General features: G+C 72.1%; 16 protein-coding genes and 1 pseudogene. 9 read left to right on the top strand and 8 right to left on the bottom strand.

Annotation, left to right across the window (positions count from 1 at the left end):
* Nucleotides 1-456 (top strand): annotated as a pseudogene (locus C1701_RS07860) (Lrp/AsnC family transcriptional regulator); the annotation flags it as partial.
* A gap of 89 nt (nucleotides 457-545) precedes the next feature.
* Here C1701_RS07860 and greA read toward each other — a convergent pair.
* Nucleotides 546-1,034 (bottom strand): transcription elongation factor GreA, encoded by a 489-nt coding sequence (gene greA / locus C1701_RS07855; RefSeq protein ID WP_081715240.1) that lies wholly within the window; start codon nucleotides 1,032-1,034, stop codon nucleotides 546-548.
* Between the two features lie 174 nt (nucleotides 1,035-1,208).
* On the bottom strand, nucleotides 1,209-1,679 hold the full coding sequence (locus C1701_RS07850; RefSeq protein WP_051313313.1) for a DUF4307 domain-containing protein: 471 nt from the start codon (nucleotides 1,677-1,679) through the stop codon (nucleotides 1,209-1,211).
* A gap of 158 nt (nucleotides 1,680-1,837) precedes the next feature.
* Here C1701_RS07850 and mca point away from each other — a divergent pair, with 158 nt between their 5' ends.
* Together mca and C1701_RS07840 are read left to right on the top strand one after the other, a co-directional pair.
* Nucleotides 1,838-2,719 carry a mycothiol conjugate amidase Mca gene (gene mca / locus C1701_RS07845; protein ID WP_026417361.1) on the top strand — a complete coding sequence of 294 codons (882 nt, stop codon included), beginning with the start codon at nucleotides 1,838-1,840 and terminating at the stop codon, nucleotides 2,717-2,719.
* Entirely contained in the window at nucleotides 2,719-3,042 is a 324-nt protein-coding gene (locus C1701_RS07840) for a hypothetical protein (protein WP_035291376.1), read from the top strand. The genes mca and C1701_RS07840 overlap by 1 nt, the downstream gene beginning before the upstream one ends.
* Nucleotides 3,043-3,104: 62 nt before the next feature.
* On the opposite strand, the gene C1701_RS07835 is transcribed toward C1701_RS07840, so the two are convergent.
* Nucleotides 3,105-3,980 (bottom strand): spermidine synthase, encoded by an 876-nt coding sequence (locus C1701_RS07835; RefSeq protein ID WP_026417359.1) that lies wholly within the window; start codon nucleotides 3,978-3,980, stop codon nucleotides 3,105-3,107.
* Nucleotides 3,981-4,263: 283 nt separating this feature from the next.
* Between C1701_RS07835 and C1701_RS07830 the strand changes: the two genes are divergently transcribed.
* Nucleotides 4,264-6,291, top strand: a complete 2,028-nt coding sequence (locus C1701_RS07830) for a thioredoxin domain-containing protein (RefSeq protein ID WP_103055749.1) — start codon at nucleotides 4,264-4,266, stop codon at nucleotides 6,289-6,291.
* Nucleotides 6,292-6,753: 462 nt separating this feature from the next.
* On the top strand, nucleotides 6,754-6,945 hold the full coding sequence (locus C1701_RS07825) for a hypothetical protein (protein ID WP_026417357.1): 192 nt from the start codon (nucleotides 6,754-6,756) through the stop codon (nucleotides 6,943-6,945).
* A 62-nt stretch (nucleotides 6,946-7,007) separates the two neighbouring features.
* Here C1701_RS07825 and trhA read toward each other — a convergent pair whose 3' ends face one another.
* Nucleotides 7,008-7,685 carry a PAQR family membrane homeostasis protein TrhA gene (trhA, locus tag C1701_RS07820; protein WP_103055748.1) on the bottom strand — a complete coding sequence of 226 codons (678 nt, stop codon included), beginning with the start codon at nucleotides 7,683-7,685 and terminating at the stop codon, nucleotides 7,008-7,010.
* 147 nt (nucleotides 7,686-7,832) lie between these two features.
* Between trhA and C1701_RS07815 the strand changes: the two genes are divergently transcribed.
* Nucleotides 7,833-8,612 carry an isoprenyl transferase gene (locus tag C1701_RS07815; RefSeq protein ID WP_026417355.1) on the top strand — a complete coding sequence of 260 codons (780 nt, stop codon included), beginning with the start codon at nucleotides 7,833-7,835 and terminating at the stop codon, nucleotides 8,610-8,612.
* Between the two features lie 168 nt (nucleotides 8,613-8,780).
* Here C1701_RS07815 and C1701_RS07810 read toward each other — a convergent pair whose 3' ends face one another.
* A complete protein-coding gene (locus C1701_RS07810) occupies nucleotides 8,781-9,038 on the bottom strand; it encodes a hypothetical protein (RefSeq protein ID WP_030147009.1) in 258 nt (85 codons plus the stop codon).
* Between the two features lie 1,187 nt (nucleotides 9,039-10,225).
* On the opposite strand from C1701_RS07810, the gene C1701_RS07805 reads away from it, so the two are divergent.
* Nucleotides 10,226-11,668, top strand: coding sequence for a PhoH family protein (locus tag C1701_RS07805; RefSeq protein ID WP_081715203.1), 1,443 nt, complete (start codon nucleotides 10,226-10,228; stop codon nucleotides 11,666-11,668).
* Between the two features lie 18 nt (nucleotides 11,669-11,686).
* Here the strand turns inward: C1701_RS07805 and C1701_RS07800 are convergent, their stop codons facing one another.
* Together C1701_RS07800 and C1701_RS07795 are read right to left on the bottom strand one after the other, a co-directional pair.
* Nucleotides 11,687-12,511, bottom strand: a complete 825-nt coding sequence (locus C1701_RS07800) for an ABC transporter permease (protein ID WP_081893343.1) — start codon at nucleotides 12,509-12,511, stop codon at nucleotides 11,687-11,689.
* Entirely contained in the window at nucleotides 12,508-13,593 is a 1,086-nt protein-coding gene (locus C1701_RS07795) for an ABC transporter ATP-binding protein (RefSeq protein ID WP_030104201.1), read from the bottom strand. The genes C1701_RS07800 and C1701_RS07795 overlap by 4 nt, the downstream gene beginning before the upstream one ends.
* Nucleotides 13,594-14,153: 560 nt before the next feature.
* Here C1701_RS07795 and C1701_RS07790 point away from each other — a divergent pair.
* Nucleotides 14,154-15,020, top strand: coding sequence for a hypothetical protein (locus tag C1701_RS07790; RefSeq protein ID WP_026417349.1), 867 nt, complete (start codon nucleotides 14,154-14,156; stop codon nucleotides 15,018-15,020).
* Nucleotides 15,021-15,218: 198 nt separating this feature from the next.
* Here the strand turns inward: C1701_RS07790 and C1701_RS07785 are convergent, their stop codons facing one another.
* The gene (locus C1701_RS07785) at nucleotides 15,219-16,658 is read right to left on the bottom strand and encodes a GuaB1 family IMP dehydrogenase-related protein (protein WP_026417348.1); all 1,440 of its coding nucleotides are present in this window, start codon (nucleotides 16,656-16,658) and stop codon (nucleotides 15,219-15,221) included.
* A gap of 197 nt (nucleotides 16,659-16,855) precedes the next feature.
* On the opposite strand from C1701_RS07785, the gene C1701_RS07780 reads away from it, so the two are divergent.
* Nucleotides 16,856-18,385 (top strand): alpha/beta hydrolase, encoded by a 1,530-nt coding sequence (locus C1701_RS07780; RefSeq protein ID WP_337662190.1) that lies wholly within the window; start codon nucleotides 16,856-16,858, stop codon nucleotides 18,383-18,385.
* Nucleotides 18,386-18,444 lie beyond the last annotated feature (59 nt).

The following is an 18,444-nucleotide window of genomic DNA, read 5'->3' as shown; positions in this document are numbered from 1 at the left end:
ATGCTCGACCGGCTCGACGCGCGCCTGCTGTTGTTGTTGACCGACCACCCGAGGCTCGGGGTCCTGGAGTGCTCGCGGAGGCTGAAGGTGGCCCGGGGCACGGTGCAGGCCCGGTTGGACCGCCTGGTGCGGCTCGGGGCGCTGACCGGCTTCCCACCGCAGATCAGCCTGCCGGCGCTCGGCTACGGGCTGACGGCGTTCGTGGTCCTGGAGATCGCCCAGGGCCGTCGGGACGAGGTGGTGTGCCACCTGCGGCGCATCGAGGAGGTCTGCGAGGTGCACGCGACCACCGGTGAGGGCGACCTCCTGGTGCGGCTGGTGGCCCGCTCGAACGACGACCTGCAACGCGTCATCGACGAGGTGGTCTGCGCGGAGGGAGTGCAACGCACCTCGACCTCGATCGCGCTGTCCACCCCGGTGGCGCCCCGGGTCCGCCCGCTGCTGGAACTGGTGGCCGAGCCAACCGCCTCCCACGACGACCCACCACCAGGACGCGAACCGGGGCCCGACCCAGCGTGGGTCGGGCCCCGGTCGGGCAGTGGGGGTCAGGCGGAGTAGGGCACCGCCTTGACCAGGGTGACCTTCATCCGGCCGCCGCTGGGCAGCTCGTACTCGCGGTCCTCGCCCTCCTTGGCGTCCAGCAGTGCCTCGCCGAGCGGGGAGTTGGGGGAGTACACCTCCAGGTCACCCTGGAAGCCCTCCTCCCGGGTGGCGAGCAGGAAGGTCTCGGTCTCGTCGTCACCGTCGTAGCGGACCGTGAGCACCATGCCGGGCTGCGCGATGCCGGACTCGGTCGGGGCCTCGCCGACCTTCGCCACCCGCAGCAGCTCCTGGAGCTGCCGGATCCTGGCTTCCAGCTGACCCTGCTCCTCGCGCGCCGCGTGGTACCCGCCGTTCTCCTTGAGGTCGCCCTCCTCGCGGGCGGCGTTGATCTTCTCGGAAATGACGGGGCGGCTCGCGATCAACTCGTCCAACTCGTGCTTGAGCCGGTCGAAGGAATCCTGGGTCAGCCAGGTCACCTGGGTCTCGCTCACGGTCACCACTCCTCGTCTGTCCCGGGCACGGGTACGCGCCCGCAGCTATCCGGGCTTCCCGCCGGATACGGAAAAACACGGCCCACTGGGGACCGTGCCGTGAGGGCAGGTTAGCACGACGACACCCGGCCCGTCGCCGATTTCGGAGCGCCGGACCGGTGCGTGAGCTGCGGTTCACCCGCTTGGCGGCACCTCCGAATCCGGCTCGACGGACGAGCCTCTGGTGAGGTATTCGGGCACGTCGTGGGAGCACCCGAAGACCTCACCCATGATGGGAGGTTTCGAGGTCAACACGGTGCTGGTGTGCCTCGCCGGGGACTCGCCCGGCGGGATCAGCACCTCCCGCCGGCCCGACTCGTCGCCGTCCGCCGACCGCGCCCGCAGGACGCACACCGCGCTGCGGCTCGGGTCGTCCCGCATCACGTCGAAGGAGATGCGCAACGAGTGGTCGTCCGGTGCGTCGAACGAGGTGTGGTCCGCCGAGACCGGCGGGCTGCCCCAGTTCTGGTAGGCCGTGACGGAGGCCCACAGGCCCACCATCAGCACCGCGACCCCGGTCAGGGCGCCCACCCAGCGGGGGAACCGGCGCGCGGGGGCGCGACGGTAACGTCCGGCGGGCCGGCCTGGTGCTCCGTTGCTGGTCACGGTCTACCTCGACCTCCGCGCGAGGTTGTCATGGCTGCCGGGAACAATGGTCCTCGGGACGACGTTAGCTGTAGTCGTCTGAGCAGTATCCCCGGACGGTCCTCCGCGACGTCCCGGCGGGTGCGGTTACGTGTAGCAGGAGGGACGTCGGTTCCGAGATGGCCGAAAAGCTGCGTCTGATGACGGTGCACGCTCACCCAGACGACGAGTCGAGCAAGGGAGCGGCGACGCTCGCCAAGTATGTTGCGGACGGTCACGAGGTGATGGTGGTCACCTGTACCGGTGGTGAGGCGGGCAGCATCCTGAACCCGGCCATGGACCGACCGGACGTGCTGGAGAACATCACCGAGATCCGCCGGGAGGAGATGGCGAAGGCCGCGGCGATCCTCGGCGTCCACCACCGCTGGCTGGGCTTCGTCGACTCGGGTCTCCCCGAGGGTGACCCGCTCCCGCCGCTGCCGGAGGGCTGCTTCGCCCTCACCGACCTGGAGGTGTCCACCGAGGCGCTGGTCCGGGTCATCCGGGAGTTCCGCCCGCACGTCGTCATCACCTACGACGAGAACGGCGGGTACCCCCACCCCGACCACATCCGCTGCCACGAGGTGTCCGTCGCGGCGTTCGACGCGGCGCCGGACCCCGACCGGTTCCCGGGCGCGGGGGACCCCTGGCAGCCGTTGAAGCTGTACTACTGCCACGGTTTCTCCAGGGCGAGGATGCAGACCTTCCACGACACGCTCACGAGCCGTGGTGTGGAATCACCCTATGCCGAATGGCTGGAGAGCTGGGATCCGACCCGCCCGGACGTCATGGAACGGGTGACGACGCGGGTCGAGTGCGCGGACCACTTCGAGACGAGGGACGCGGCGCTGTTGGCCCACGCCACCCAGATCGACCCGAACAGCCGCTGGTTCGCCGTGCCGGTCGACATCCAGCGGGAGGTCTGGCCGACCGAGGAATACGAGCTGGTCCGTTCGCTGGTGGACACCACGTTGCCGGAGGACGATCTGTTCGCGGGAGTGCGTGAGAGGGTGTCCGTGTGATGTGGTCCGCTGGAGCGATCGCCGGGACGATGGTGGCTTTCGGAGTCGACAACCCGGGAGGGCAGGGTGAGGACTTCGGCAAGTCCTCACCGGTCGCTCTGGTGGTACTGATCCTGTTCTTCGTCGCCGTGGGTTTCCTCGTCCGGTCGATGACCAAGCACCTGCGGCGGCTGCCCACCAGCTTCGACGAGCCGGGCTCGGCCCAGGGGGAGGAGCGGGGCGGGCCCGCCGGCGACGTGCGCGGCGCCGACTCCTCCGACCCGGACGCCCCGTCGGCGACCGCAGGCGAACCTTCGGCGACCAGCGGCCACACCGGGCGCTGAGCCCCGGCGGCACCGGGGCGGGAGGCCGCCGCGCACCGTCCCCGCCCCGCCCCTCGGGGTGCTCAGAAGAACCCCGAGGGTGGCGCCGGGGACGGTTTGGCCGAACCATCCCGGACGGGTGCGGAGGTGCCGGCGAAGGCATCCAGGTCGCTCCCCTCGACCAGCCGGGCCGGTGCCGGATCGCCTGAGACCAGGCGGGTGAGCGCCGCCACCGGCAGCGGCGCGTGCGACGCCACGAGCACCAGGTTGCCGAAACGACGACCCCGCAGCACCCCGGGCTCGGCGATCAGCAGCACCTCGGGGAACACCGCGCGGAGGGTCGCCACCTGCCCCCTGGCGAAGGCCAGCGGTGGTCCGTCGCCGACGTTCGCCCCGTAGACGCCGCCGGAGCGCAGCACCCGGCTCGCCTGCTCCGCGAACTCCACCGTGGTGAGGTGCGCGGGCGTCCTCGCACCCGAGAAGACGTCGACCAGCAGCAGGTCGGTGCTGTCCTGGCGGTGCCCGGTGAGCCACTCCCTGGCATCGGCGGCGCTGACCCGGACCCGCGTGCGGGCATCCAGCGGGAGGCGTTCCCGGACGAACTCGGTCAGCCTGCCGTCCGGTTCCACGGCCCGCTGCCGGGACCGGGGACGGCGGGCCCCCACGTAGCGGGCCAAGGACAACGCGCCGCCTCCCAGGTGGACGACGTCCACCGGAGCGCCCGGCGGGGCCGCCAGGTCGACCACGTGGGCCAACCGCCGCATGTACTCGAACTCCAGGTACTCCGGGTCGGCCAGGTCGACGTGCGACTGGGGGGTGCCGTTCACCAGCAGCGTCCATCCCGAGGAGCGGTCGCGGTCCGGTCGCAGCTCGGCCACTCCCTGGTCGACCTCCCGGCTCTCCGAGGCCCCGCCCCAGCGTTGCCTGCCCCGTTCCGTCGCCGACCCACGTGCTCTCACCGCCCCAGTGTGCCGGGACGCCCCGGCCGACGCCGAGGCCGCCCAAGACCACTCGCGGCCACGAGCGGAGCTGGTCCCGCTTCCCGGCCCGGCTCCCGGTCCCGCTTCCCGGCCCGGCTCCCGGCCCTGGCCCGCCGGGCGACGGCGAGGCGGTCGACGCAGTAGCGTCGGCGGGGAGTGGGCCCGGGCGGGGCATTCGGAGGGGACGGGCCGCGAGGTCCCGGTCCGCCGCCTCCAGCCACCGGGTGATCGCGGACACCACGGAACCTGAGAGGGTGGCGGTATGGCTGACCGGCTGGCGAACGCGACGAGCCCCTACCTGCGGCAGCACGCCGACAACCCGGTCGACTGGTGGCAGTGGGGGCCCGAGGCGTTCGAGGAGGCACGACGCCGGGACGTCCCGGTGCTGCTGTCGGTCGGCTACGCCGCCTGCCACTGGTGCCACGTGATGGCCCACGAGTCCTTCGCCGACCCCGAGGTCGCGGAGCTGATGAACCGGCTCTTCGTCAACATCAAGGTGGACCGCGAGGAACGCCCCGACGTGGACGCGGTGTACATGGAGGCCACCCAGGCGATGACGGGTCACGGTGGTTGGCCGATGACCTGTTTCCTCACCCCCGAGGGTGAGCCCTTCCACTGCGGTACCTACTACCCGCCGACACCCCGGCCGGGACTGCCCTCCTTCCCGCAGCTGCTCCGCGCCGTGGGGGAGGCGTGGGCGGAGGACTCGGCGCGAGTCAGGACGGCCGCTGCCGACATCGTGGCCAAGCTCGCCGAGTACGGCGGGCCGCTGCCCGAGGCCCCGGTGAACGAGGAGGTGTTGGCCCGGGCCCGCACCGCCGTGATCGCCGACGTCGACACCCGCCACGGCGGGTTCGGCGGCGCCCCGAAGTTCCCGCCGTCCATGGTCCTGGAGTTCCTGCTGCGCCACGCCGAACGGACCGGCGACGAGGGAGCCCTGGCCGTCGCGCTCTCCACCGCCGAGGCGATGGCAAGGGGCGGTATCTACGACCAGCTCGCCGGCGGCTTCGCCCGGTACAGCGTCGACGCGCGGTGGGAGGTGCCCCACTTCGAGAAGATGCTCTACGACAACGCGCTGCTGCTCCGGGCCTACGCCCACCTGCACCGGTTGACCGACTCCCCGCTCGCGAGGCGCGTGACCGAGGAGACAGCGTCCTTCCTGCTCCGCGAGCTGCGCACCCCCGAGGGAGGGTTCGCCTCCTCGCTGGACGCCGACACCGACGGCGTCGAGGGGCTGACCTACGTCTGGACCCCCGAACAGCTGCGGGCCGAGCTGGGGGAGGACGCGGAATACGCGGCCTCCGTCCTCGCGGTCACCGAGGAGGGCAACGTCGAGGGTGGCGCGTCCACGCTCCGGCTACCCCGTGACCCGGAGGACCGCGACCGCTTCGAGCGGGTGCGAGCCCGGCTGTGGGCGGCCCGGAACGGCCGCCCGCAACCGGACCGGGACGACAAGGTGATCACCGGGTGGAACGGGATGGCGATCGCCGCGCTGGCCGAGGCGGGCGCGGCGCTGGACGAACCGTCCTGGGTGGCAGCCGCCGAGGAGGCCGCAGGGCTCCTGCTGGACCTGCACCTCGCCGACGGGCGGCTGCTGCGCGGCTCCCGGGACGGTGTCGCCGGGGCGGCCCTGGGTGTGCTGGAGGACCACGGCTGCCTGGCCGACGGACTGCTCGCCCTCCACCAGGCCACCGGTACCCGGCGATGGCTGACCGAGGCGCTGGGACTGCTGGACGCCGCGCTCGCGCTGTTCCAGGACGAGGAGGCGCCCGGCCGGTTCCACGACACCGGCGACGACGCCGAGGCCCTCGTGCGCCGTCCCTCCGACCCCGGTGACAACGCCACCCCGTCAGGCGCGTCCTCGCTGACCGGCGCCCTGCTCACCGCCTCAGCCCTGGCCGGCCCCGAGGCCGCCGGGCGTTACCGGGAGGTGGTCGACCAGGCCCTGACCCGCCACGGGATGCTGGCCGAACGCGCCCCCCGGTTCGCCGGGCACTGGCTGTCGGTGGCCGAGGCGGTCGCGGCCGGACCGGTGCAGATCGGCCTGGTACTCGCGCCGGATGACCCGCGCGGCCGCGAGCTCCTCGCGGTGGCCCGCCGCCACGCACCGGGTGGGGCGCCCGTGGTGGCGGCGATGGCCGGTCACGACGGGACCAGCCCGCTGCTCGCGGGCCGTGGGCTCGTCGGCGGCCAGTCCGCCGCCTACGTCTGCCGGGGCTACGTCTGCGACCGGCCGGTGACGGGGGCCAGCGAACTGCGGGACCTGCTGCTCTCCGCCCGGGAACACTGAGACGGGTCGTGCGCCGGAGTGGCAGCGCCAATCGGTTGGCGTGACGTCGGAACAGCCGGGAGCGGCCACTGGGTGGCGCGCGCCGCCCCGGGCCCAGGACCGTGTCCCCGCCGGTAGCGGACCATGCCTCGCTGGGTGGCGGGCACGTTCACGGCCGCGTCGCGCGTACCCGCCGGGACAGACCACCGAGCACGGTGACCACGGAGGGCCGGGTCCCGTCCAGCGTGGGGATGGCGGCGGACGGTCGGAGCTGTTCATTGATCTTCACAGGAGGGGGCTTCCCTTGCTAGCGTGAGGCGGTCGCGTGTGGTGTCCGCGACGCGCTGGGTGTCGAGTGGAGGAACCTCCCGTTGCCGGGAGGAGCCACGACGTACGACCCGCGCGCAGCCGCTTTCCGGGGGCGGTGACTCGTGCCCCTGGAGGTCGTGGTTGAGGCGAAAGCGACTGGTTTCCCGTCCCGCGATGGAGGATGCCCACCCCCGCAAGAACGATGTCGTCCCGGACCGCCGTTCCGATGACCCCGCACTCGATGCGGCGACCTCGGGGTGGGGTACCACCCTGAGGTACGCGCTCCTGCTCCTCGTGCGACGGGGGAGCGTCGGTCTCGGCGCGCTGTTGTTGCTCGACTTCGCGCACCGCAGCGGTGTGTTGTGACCGCTCGGGGCGGTGGGGGTGCGGTGGGGCCGCGGGGGCTCGTCGCGCCCCCGCGCGGCCCCTCAGGCGTAGAGGACGAGCCAGATCGCGACGTAGTGGGAGAGCGCCGCGAGGGCCGTGGCGGCGTGGAAGAACTCGTGGTACCCGAAGGTCTCCGGCCAGGGGTTGGGCCACCGCGTGCCGTAGAACACCGCGCCGAACGTGTAGAGCAGGCCGCCGACCAGTAGCAGGGCCACGGCGGCGACGCCCCCGACCTCGGCGAGGTCGGGGATGACGAAGACGGCCACCCAACCGAGTGCGACGTAGATCGGTACCCCGAGCCACCGAGGCGCGCGCGGCCAGGCGAGTTTGAGCACGACGCCCCCGACCGCCCCGCCCCACACCACGGCGAGCACCAGGCGCCCGGTGTCCGGAGGCAGGGCGAGGAGGGTGAACGGGGTGTAGGTGCCGGCGATGAACAGGAAGATCATCGAGTGGTCCAGCCGCTTCATCCACAGCCGGGCGCTCGCGCTGACCCAGTTCCGGCGGTGGTACAGGGCGCTGACGCCGAACAGGCCGAGCACGGTGATCGTGTAGACGGTGGTGGAGAGGGCCGCCCGGGCGCTGACCGTGGTCGCCGCCAGCACGATCAGCGTCACGCCGGCGCCGATCGAGACCAGGAACGACCAGAAGTGGATCCAGCCGCGAGCACGCGGCTTCGGCGGTACCGGTGGCGGGGCGATGCCGTTCGTAGCGGTCACGCTCCCGAGGTTACGGCACCGTAGGTTACGCGTCAGTAGCGAGTTCCCCGTGGCGGGGACGTCGGGGCCACCGGGTCCTCGGCTGGCGAGCGGTGCAGCACGTCCGGCACGTGTTCACCGGCCGGGGCCGGTCGGTAGGCTCGTCCCGTGGGTGTGCTGACTCGGACACGGGACGTGGTCTACGGGGTCTACGAGTGGCGGCTGAGGAAACACCTCGCCGGTCTGCCCGCTCCCCGCCACGTCGGGGTGATCCTGGACGGCAACCGGCGGTGGGCGCTGGAGGCGGGCTTCGCCGATATCAGCGACGGCTACCGGGCCGGGGGCCGGAAGATCGCCGAGCTCCTCGACTGGTGCGCGGAGGCGCGGGTCGAGCTGGTCACGCTCTTCATGCTCTCCAGTGACAACGCGAACCGCCCCAGGGAGCAGCTCCAGCCGTTGCTCGACGTGATCGCCGACGTCGTGGACCAACTCGCCGAGCCGACGAACCCGTGGCGGATCAGGATCGTCGGCGCGCTGGACCTGCTGCCCGCCGACACCGCGGCGCGCTTCTCGGCGGCGGAGACCAGGACGAGGGACCGCGACGGGGTCGCGGTCAACATCGCCGTCGGCTACGGGGGGCGGCAGGAGATCGCCGACGCGGTGCGCAAACTGCTGCACGACCGCGCGGACCAGGGGGGCTCACTGGAGGAACTGGCGGACGAGCTCAGCGCCGACCACATCACCCGGCACCTCTACACCTCGGGGCAACCCGACCCGGACCTGGTGATCCGGACGTCGGGCGAGCAACGGCTCTCCGGGTTCCTGCTCTGGCAGTCGGTCTACTCGGAGTTCTGGTTCAGTGAGGTGCACTGGCCGGAGTTCCGGAGGGTGGACTTCCTGCGCGCGCTGCGCGACTACGCCAACCGCCACCGCCGCTTCGGTTCCTGAACCCGCGCGGGGCGCGGCCGGTGCGGCTGGGGGGAGCCGGCCCGCCCGGGGTGCCGGTGACCCGTTCGCCCGAGTTCGGCGCGGGATCGGTGACGCCCAACCCCCGGACAGGCGAAGGGCGCCCGGATCGCTCCGGACGCCCTCCGGGGGCAACGCCGAGGCGTTACCTCACTTGCCCGCTTCGATCTCGACCTTGTTGTGGTCCAGGATCGGGGCGTTGGTGCAGTCGTTGATCTGCGGCGAGGCAACCGGAATGATCACGCCGAGGACCGCGACGTTGTTGCCGCAGAGCTGGATCGGCAGCACGCTCAGGTTGTTGTCGTTCAGAATGTTGATGCCGTCGTTGTCGTAGCTGTCGGCGCTCGCGACGGGGGCCAGCATCATCAGACCGGCTGCGGCGCCAGCCACAGCACCTGCCTTCTTCATCACGATGTTCTCCTCAGGGTCGTGTGTTTCGGGAGTCCCGGTGCGCTGTTGCTCGCGGCCCACAGCTGAGCGCTGCGCGAGCAGTCATCCCTTGCGGGACGACGGTCCCCGTGCTGGACGCGCCCGGCGTCGTGCCTGGGGTTCCCGCCTCGTCGGAACTGACCTGCAGGTTGTTCCGACAGCTCCTCCGCGGGCGTTTACGGTCTCCGAGCCACTCCCGGCGACCAGCTTCGACAAGGACATCCCGACTCCTTCTCCTCCGCCTTCCGGAACACGCCGTGGTGCACTGTGGCCCGAACCGGAATTCGGGTCTGGTGGGGCGTCGGACGCCTTTCGGAGGGAAAACTAACAGGGGGTCCCGCGAATCGAAAACCGGATCACACCATTGAGTGAGAAACAGTTTCATGTTATTCGGGTTCACCTCGTCGATGGTCATCCTGAAGGGTGAAAATAGGGGGAATATCGAGGTTCACTCGGATAAGCAAAATTCCAGCTCACGGCCTCGTGCGGTGATCACTCCGTGTGGTCGCCACAGGTAGGACGTGGGGGGACGGGTCCTGATGGGAGGGTCTCCATCTGCTAAGAGACCCGCCGACGGCACCCTCGGTCGTGACCCGCGCCCGCTCGGCGGCGGCGCACCGCCTCCGGCGCATGTGACGAGTCGCTACCGTGGTTCGGCCTCGGGGCAGGGCGTGCCGCTGAGGACTCGCGCTCCACTCCGGAGCGGTCCTCGGGCGGTCCGCCCGAGACCCCGGATCGCCTCACCGAGTGGTTCCGGCGGCGGTGGTTGATCCGCCCGAGGCGAGTCGACCGCCGACAAGCGCACCCGCTGCCGCGGGTGTTTCACCTGTTCGGCCCTGGACAACGGGCGAGGGGCGCGTGGTGGGACCGCACGTAGCGTGCGGGTTTCCGTTCACTGAATCACCTGCCTGGCTGCCTGTCACAAAGCTGTGCGCTTAGGTAGCGTCCGGAAGCGGTGGGTCGTGTCGGAGGCGGCCTGCCCCGGGAGGCCCTAGTCGTGGCAGTGATCGGTACGGCGGTGGAACCGTTCGTCACGAGCGCGGGGCCGGCAGCCGGCCCGGTCGGCTCGCGGCGGCGTTCGCCCGACGGCGTCACCGACGGCCACCTCTGGGCGGGCCCGGCCCAGCGACGTGCGGCCGCGTCCGCGTGGCCGTGAGGGAGTTGCCGTGACCGCACCCCGTACTTCGAGGCGATCCTCCAGCCGTTCCACCACCCCCGGCGCCGACGCGCCGGAGGCGGGTCCAGCCAGCACCCGGTCCACCCGGTCCCAGCCGAGCCGCGCCACCGGCCGCCGAAGGACCAGCACGACCAGGACCGGGACGGGAACGGCCTTCGTGCTCGACACCTCCGTCCTGTTGTCCGACCCGTGGGCCGCCACCCGCTTCGCCGAGCACGCGGTGGTGCTGCCCCTCGTGGTCATCAGCGAGCTGGAGGCGAAACGGCACCACCCCGACCTCGGGTGGTTCGCGAGAGAGGCCCTGCGGCTCCTGGACGACCTCCGGTCACGGCACGGTCGTCTCGACCAGCCCGTCCCCGTGGGGGACGACGGCGGGACGCTGCACGTGGAGCTGAACCACTCCGACCCCCAGGTGCTCCCGCCGGGTTTCCGCACCGACTCGAACGACACCAGGATCCTGGCCTGCGCCCTGAACCTCGCGGCGGAGGGACGCCGCGTCACCCTCGTCACCAAGGACATGCCGCTCCGGGTGAAGGCCGCCGCCGTCGGACTGCCCGCCGACGAGTACCGGGCGCAGAACGTCACCCCGTCAGGGTGGACCGGCACGGTCGACCTCGAGGTGAGCGCCGAGGAGGTCGACGAACTGTTCCGGGCCGGGAGCGCCGACCTGGAACAGGCACGCGAGCTGCCCTGCAACACCGGGCTCCGGCTGCTCGCCGGCACGGCGAGCGCGCTGGGCCGGGTCACCCCGGACAAGCAGGTGAGACTGGTCAGAGGTGACCGGGAGGCGTTCGGACTGCACGGGCGTTCCTCCGAGCAGCGCATCGCCCTCGACCTGCTGCTCGACCCCGACATCGGGATCGTCTCCCTCGGGGGCCGGGCCGGAACCGGCAAGTCCGCGCTCGCGCTCTGCGCGGGGCTGGAGTCGGTGATGGAGCGCCGACGGCACCGCAAGGTCGTGGTGTTCCGGCCGGTGTACGCCGTGGGCGGTCAGGACCTCGGCTACCTGCCCGGCACCGAGAACGAGAAGATGTCCCCCTGGGGGCAGGCGGTGTACGACACCCTCGGCGCCCTGGTGAGCCGCGACGTGATCGACGAGGTCACCGACCGGGGGATGCTGGAGGTCCTGCCGCTCACCCACATCCGAGGGCGCTCACTCCACGACTGCTTCGTGATCGTGGACGAGGCGCAGTCGCTGGAGCGGAACGTCCTGCTCACGGTCCTGTCCCGGTTGGGCAGCGGTTCCCGTGTCGTGCTGACCCACGACGTCGCCCAACGGGACAACCTCCGGGTGGGCCGCCACGACGGGGTCGCCGCCGTCATCGAGAAGCTGAAGGGGCACCCGCTCTTCGCGCACATCACCCTCACCCGTTCCGAGCGGTCGCCCATCGCGGCGCTGGTGACCGAGATGCTGGAGGTCGACGTCGCCTGACGGGACGGCGGCGGGCGCTCAGTCCAGCGCCCGCCGCCGGAACCCGGCGACGCCCAACGCCCCGAAGAGCAGGCAGGACAGCACGAGCACCGGAAGGCAGACGGCGAGCGGCATGTGCGGGACCTCCGGGGCCAGCTCCGCCCGCATCCCCTCGCTCGCGTAGGTCAGGGGGTTCAGCACGCAGATCCACTGGAACCACGGCAGCCGCTCCAGGGAGGGCCACGGGAACTGCGTCGCACCGGTGAAGATCAGCGGGGTCAACACCACCGCGAACAGCACGTTGATCCGCCTCGGCGGCACCGCGGTGCCCATGACGAGACCGAGGGAGGCACCGGCGAGCGCGCCGAGCACCAGCACGACGACCGCCACCGGCAGCCCGCTCGTCCGCCACGAGATCCCGCCCAGCACCAGCGCCCCGACCGGGATCATCAGCAGGGCCGCCACCAGACCGCGCAGCGCCCCGAACACGATCTTCTCCACGGCGACGAGCGCGACGGGCATCGGCGCGAGCAACCTGTCCTCGATCTCCTTGGAGAAGCTGAAGTCGAGCACCAGTGGCAGCGCCGTGTTCTGGAACGCGCCGAGGAAACCGTTGAGCGCGACGATGCCGGGCAACAGGACCTGGACGTAGTCACCCTGCACGTAACCGAGGTCGGCGAGCACCTTGCCGAAGATGAACAGCAGGAAGAAGGGCTGGATGAGCACCTGGGCGAGGAAGGAGGGCAGCTCACGTCCCGTGACGAAGACGTCCCGCCAGAGCACTGCCAGGAAGGTCCGCGCCGCGACCCGGTGCCGACCCGCTGGCCCAGGCGCCGCCACCGCCCCGCCCGCCGAGCCGGTCACCGCAGCTCCCGACCGGTGAGCTGGATGAACACGTCCTCCAACGTGCCCCGACCGATCGACACGTCCGACACCGTGCCCCCGGTCGCGGCCACCGCGCCCAGCACGGTGGGGAGCACGCCCGTCGGGTTGGCGTCGAGGTAGACGCGCAGCGCGCACGTCCGGTCCCCCGCCCGACCGGGGGCCGCCGGCGCGATGCCCTCGCCCGGCCCAGACTCGGGCGCCTCCCGCCCGGGCGACTCGGGGGCGTCCCCCAGCCCCGCCGCATCCCCCGCCTCGTCCCGCGCCCGGTCGACGTGCTCGACCCGCAGCACCGACGGCACCCTGGACACCGCGTCCACCAGGCCACGGGGGTCGGCTCGCCCCGGTTCCACCACCAAGGTCAGGGTGTTGCTGCCGGGCAGCGAGGAGGTCAGGCCGGCCGGTGTGTCCAGGGCCAGCAGGCGGCCGTGGTCCACGATCCCCACCCGGTCGCACAGCTTGGCGGCCTCGGCCATGTCGTGGGTGGTGAGCACGACCGTCACGCCCTGCCCCCGCAGGCTCAGCACCCTGTCGTGCACGAACAGGCGCGCCTGGGGGTCCAGCCCGGTGGACGGTTCGTCGAGGAACATCACCCGTGGCTCGTGCATCAGGGCGCGGGCGATCATCAGCCGCTGGGACTGCCCGCCGGAGAGCTTGTCGACCAGACCTCGGCGGTGGTCGGCCAGGCCCATCCGTTCCAGCAGCTCGTCGGCCAGTCGGTTCCTCCTGGCGCGGGGGACCCCGTGGTAGGTGGCGTGGAACAGCAGGTTCTGCCGGACGTTGAGGGAACGGTCGAGGTTGATCCGCTGGGGGACCACCGCGAACAGTTGTCTCGCTCGTTCGGGGGAGCGGACCACGTCCACCCCCTCGACCTCGGCGCGGCCGGAGGTCGGTAGCACCCGGGTGGTCAGGACGCCGACGGTGGTGGTCTTGCCCGCTCCGTTGGGGCCGAGCAGGCCGAACACCTCACCGTGTTCGACGGTGAACCCCAGTCCGTCGACGGCCCTGGTGGGCCGTCGACGGTACTGTTTGACCAGGTCAACGACCTCGACAGCGTTGCCCATCCCGCCAGGGTAGGACGGTGCCCGGTGCTCGGCGACCGCTGCGGCCGGCCCTGTTCACCAGCCGGCGGGCAGCGGGCGACCCTCCGCGAAACCGGCTGGGGGAGTTCGAGGACGGGACGGACGTTGACCTACGGAGATCCGTTACGAACGCGGTTGCGGTGGCCCGCCACGCGCCCGGTTGGCGGCCCCGCCGGGTGCTTTGGCAGGGGAGGCGGGTCGCGCGGACTTCAACACCTGGGTAAGGCGCGAGCGCGACTCGGCGGCACCGGTGACGTCCGCGCGCCTGCCCAACGCCCTGCGGATTTCGGCCAGGTCGTCCTTCGCCCGCCGCGATTTCAGGGGTGCCTCCGCGCTCAGCGCTCGCTCACCGTGGATGAGTCCTTGACTCGCGTCGCCAACGTTGAGTTCGAGGATGGCGAGCTTCCCCAGGGAGAACGCGCGTGCGCGGGCCTGGGTTGGCGAACAGCGGGCGATGGACCGGCGCACGCGGTCACGCGCGTCGTCGATGTGGGCAGGAGCAACGAGAACCAGGGCAACCGATAGCAGGAGGAGGGAGCTACGTGAGCTGGCATCACCTACCGGAGCACGTGCGGGACGTGGTGCGAACGCACCTCGGGCCCGTGGTGGCCGCACACCCGGTTCGTGCGGGGCAGTCCGCCGACGTCGCCAGCGTACTTGGCACGGCGGCCGGGCCCGACGTGTTCCTCAAGGCCGTGCGCGGGGTGTCGAAGCGGATGCGGTGGCTTCGCAACGAGATCACGGCCGCGCCTCTGACGGGCGGTCTGGCCCCCGCCGTGCTGGTGGCCGAGGACGTTGGGGAGTGGTTGGTGGTGGTGTTCGAGCATGTGCCCGGACGCGCCGCGAATCTCTCCCCGGGGTCCCCGGACCTGCCTTTGGTGGCTGAGGTGGTCAACCGCATCGGGCAGCGGCCGGGTTCGGGGCTGAAGCCGCTGCGCGTTCGGTGGGGTGTCACGGACTGGTGGTACCGGCTGGCAGCGGAAGCACCCGATGCGGTGGTCGGGTGGGACACGGACGAGGCTGTGCGATGGGCCTCCCGGTTCCCCGGGGGAGCGGAGGGGGATCGCCTCGCGCACACCGACCTACACGGTGAACAGTTCCTGATCGAGGCGAGTGTCGTGCGAGTGGTGGACTGGGGTTATCCGGGGTGCGGCGCGGCCTGGGTGGATCCCGCGTTCCTGGTGCTCCGGCTCGTCGAGGCCGGGCACACCCCGCACGAGGCCGAGACGTGGGCACGCACCCATCTGTCGCATTTCGTCGACGACGAGCGCCTGACCGCGTTCGCCACGCACATCGCCGGGCTGTGGGGCTACTGGGCGGTGACCGGGGACATCTCGGGAGCACACGGTCGAGCGCGCCTCGCACGCGACTATGCCAGCTGGCGGCTCGCTCTCACGCGCGGTGAGTAACACGCCTCCGCCAGCTGAGGCCGACGGCGAAGTCGTTCCGCCGCGCCCGGGACTGGGTTGTCGCCGAGTCTCGAGTACCGCATTCCCCGGTCAAGCGCCTTCGACCCCGCTGCCCATCCCGCCAGGGCACGGCGCCCTCCCCTCCTCGGTGATCGCCGTATCGAGGAGGGGAGGAGCGCACCGGGCGGCCGCGTCCGCTCACCAGCCGGCGGGCAGCGGGCGTCCCTCCGCGAAACCGGCGGCCGACTGCACCCCCAGCAGGGCTCGTTCGTGGAACTCGGGCAGCGTGCGCGCGCCCGCGTAGGTGCAGGCGGAGCGGACCCCGGAACTGATGGCGTCGAGCAGGTCCTCGACGCTCTCCCGGCGGGGTTGCAGCAGCATCCGAGAGCTGGAGATGCCCTCCTCGAACAGACCCTTCCTGGCACGTTCGAAGGCGTCGTCGCTCCGGGTGCGAGCGGTGACGGCCCGCTTGGAGGCCATGCCGAACGACTCCTTGTAGGCACGTCCTGTCTCGTCGTAGCGCAGGTCACCCGGCGACTCGTAGGTCCCGGCGAACCAGGAGCCCACCATCACCGAGGACGCCCCGGCGGCCAAGGCGAGGGCGACGTCCCGGGGGTGGCGCACGCCCCCGTCGGCCCAGACGTGTCGGCCGAGTTCGGTCGCCGCCGCCACGCACTCCGCCACGGCGGAGAACTGCGGCCGGCCGACGCCGGTCATCATCCGGGTCGTGCACATCGCCCCAGGGCCGACCCCGACCTTGATGATGTCCGCGCCAGCCTCGGCGAGATCACGGACGCCAGCGGCCGTCACCACGTTCCCGCCGACCACGGGCACCGGCGGGTCCAGCGAGCGAACCGCGCGCAGGGCGTTGATCATCTTCTCCTGGTGACCGTGGGCGGTGTCCACGACGAGCGCGTCCACCCCCGACTCCACCAGCGCGGAGGCCTTCGCGGCGACGTCCCCGTTCACACCCACGGCCGCCGCGACCCGCAACCGGCCCTGGCCGTCCAGCGCCGGCCGGTAGATCTCCGAGCGCAGCGCGGCCTTCGCCGTCAGGACCCCGGCGAGCCTCCCGTCGGCGTCCACGGCCAACGCGGCCTCGGCGGTCCTGCCGTGCAGTCGGTGGAAGACCTCCCGAGGAGGGGTGTCGATCGGGACGACCACGATCTCGTCGTCGGCCACCTGGCCCACCCGGGTGAACCGGTCGACCTCGGCGCAGGCCGCCTCGTCCACCGTCCCGATGGGGCGGTTCTCCTCGTCCACGACGACCACCAGGCCGTGGGCCCGCTTGGGGAGCAGGTTGATCGCGTCCGCGACGGCGTCCCCGGCCCGGAGCACCAGCGGGGTGTCCCACACCGGGTCCCGCCGCTTGACCCAGCTGACGATCTCGCTGACCGCCTCCGGGGCCACGTCCTGGGGCAGGACCACGAGGCCGCCGCGGCGGGCGACGGTCTCCGCCATCCGCCGACCGGCCACGGCCGTCATGTTGGCCACGACGAGGGGCAGTGTGGTGCCGGTGCCGTCGCCGGTGGACAGGTCCACGTCGAACCGGGACTCCACGTCGGACCGGTTGGGCACCAGGAAGACGTCGTCGTAGGTCAGGTCGTGACTGGGGTGTTGTCCGTCGAGAAACCGCACTGTCGAAGCGTACGGGGACGACGCGGGAAAAAGCAGGTGCGCGCGGGCCGAACCCGTTCGCCCGGGCCGAGGTCGAGCGGGCGGCCACCACGCCGCCCCGGGGGTGGGCCTGCCCCGAGCGCGCCGGGGTCGCGGTCAGGGAGGAGACCCGGGAGGGTCCGGATGCGGTGGGGCGAGTGGGGCGGGAGGGTCTCCGCGTGACACGACATCCGCACCACGAACGGCGTGACGGCGCACCGTCCCGAGGCCTGCGCCGACACGCGACTCCGCCGGCACTGGCCCTCGCCGCACTCTTCACGGCGCTCCTGCCCGCCGCGGCGGCCGCCGACCCGACCACCGGTCCCGAGCCCGGACCCGTCGCGTGGTCCTCCTGCGCGACCGAGCACACCCCGCCGGACCTGGAGTGCGCGACCCTCTCCGTCCCCCTCGACTGGGCGGCCCCGGACGCCGGGACCATCGACCTCGCGCTCAACCGACTGCCCGCGAGGGAGGAGGACGAGCGGGTCGGGGCGCTCCTGGTGAACCCCGGCGGTCCCGGTGGCTCCGGCGTGCAGACCGTCCAGTACGGCGGCATGGGGCTGGGAATGCCGGAGTTCCTGCCGCTGCGCGAGCACTTCGACCTCGTCGGGTTCGACCCGAGGGGGGTCGGCGAGAGCACACCCGCCACCTGCGCCCGCTCGCCGCACGACCACACCGTCAGCCACCAGCCCGCCAGTCTCCCCGAGTACGTCCAGCTGCTCCGGCACAACAGGGAGGTCGGCCTGGGCTGCCGGGCCGAGTCAGGGCGTCTCGTCGACCACATGGACACCGGCAGCGTCGCCAGGGACGTCGACGCGATCCGGGCGGCACTGGGTGAGGAGCAGATCTCCTGGCTCGGTCTCTCCTACGGAACGGAGATCGGGCTGCTGTACGCGGAGCTGTACCCCGAGCGGGTGCGCGCGATGGTGCTGGACGGGGCCGTCGACCACAGCCTCGACCCGTTCACCGCCGCCAGGGACGAGGCGGTGGCCACCGAGGCCGCGCTGGGCCGCTTCGCGGACTGGTGCGCGGGCTCCTCGGACTGCGTGCTCCGGCACCGCGAGGTCGTGGAGGAGGTCCGGCGACTCCTCGACACCGCGGAGGAGTCCGGGGTGTGGAACTCCGACGCCGGCCGGTCCGCCACCGCGACGGAGGTGACAGCGGGTATCTACGGCTACCTGAACCTGCGCGACATGTGGCCGGCGCTCGCCGAGGCGGTGGCCGAGGCCCTGGACCCCGGAGGACCCGACGCCGCGTCCCTGGTCTCGGCCACCATGTTCGTCAGCCCCGGATACCCCGCCTACCGCATCGTCGGCTGTCACGACTTCACCGCCGGCACCCCCACCTACGCCGCGATGCGGGAACAGCGGCGGGCGCTCCGCGAGCTCGCCCCCGTCATGTGGCGGTACACCGAGTTCTCGGACTTCGCCAGTGGGTGCGCGGGCTGGCCGGTGGAGCCGGCGAACCCGCCGAGGGAGCACCAGGTGAGCGGAACGCCCACCGTGCTGGTCGCGACCAGTGCCCACGACCCGGCCACGCCGGCCCACTGGGCCGAGGCCCTCGCGGCCCAGTTCGAGGACGCCCGGCTGCTCACCTTCGACGGCGATGGCCACACCGCCGCGCTGAACTCCGGTTGCGCCAGGGAGCACGAGGCCCGCTACCTGATCGACCTGGAGCCGCCGCCCGAGGGGCTGGTCTGCCGGGACTGACCCCGAACACCCGTCAGGCGGGGGTGGGCGGCGGTCCGGCCCTCCCGGTCACCGCCCGC

The sequence above is a fragment of the Actinoalloteichus sp. AHMU CJ021 genome (assembly GCF_002895405.1).
GTDB lineage: Bacteria > Actinomycetota > Actinomycetes > Mycobacteriales > Pseudonocardiaceae > Actinoalloteichus_B > Actinoalloteichus_B caeruleus.
Note: the sequence above shows the minus strand (reverse complement) of the source record. Positions and strands in the feature narration are given on the sequence as shown.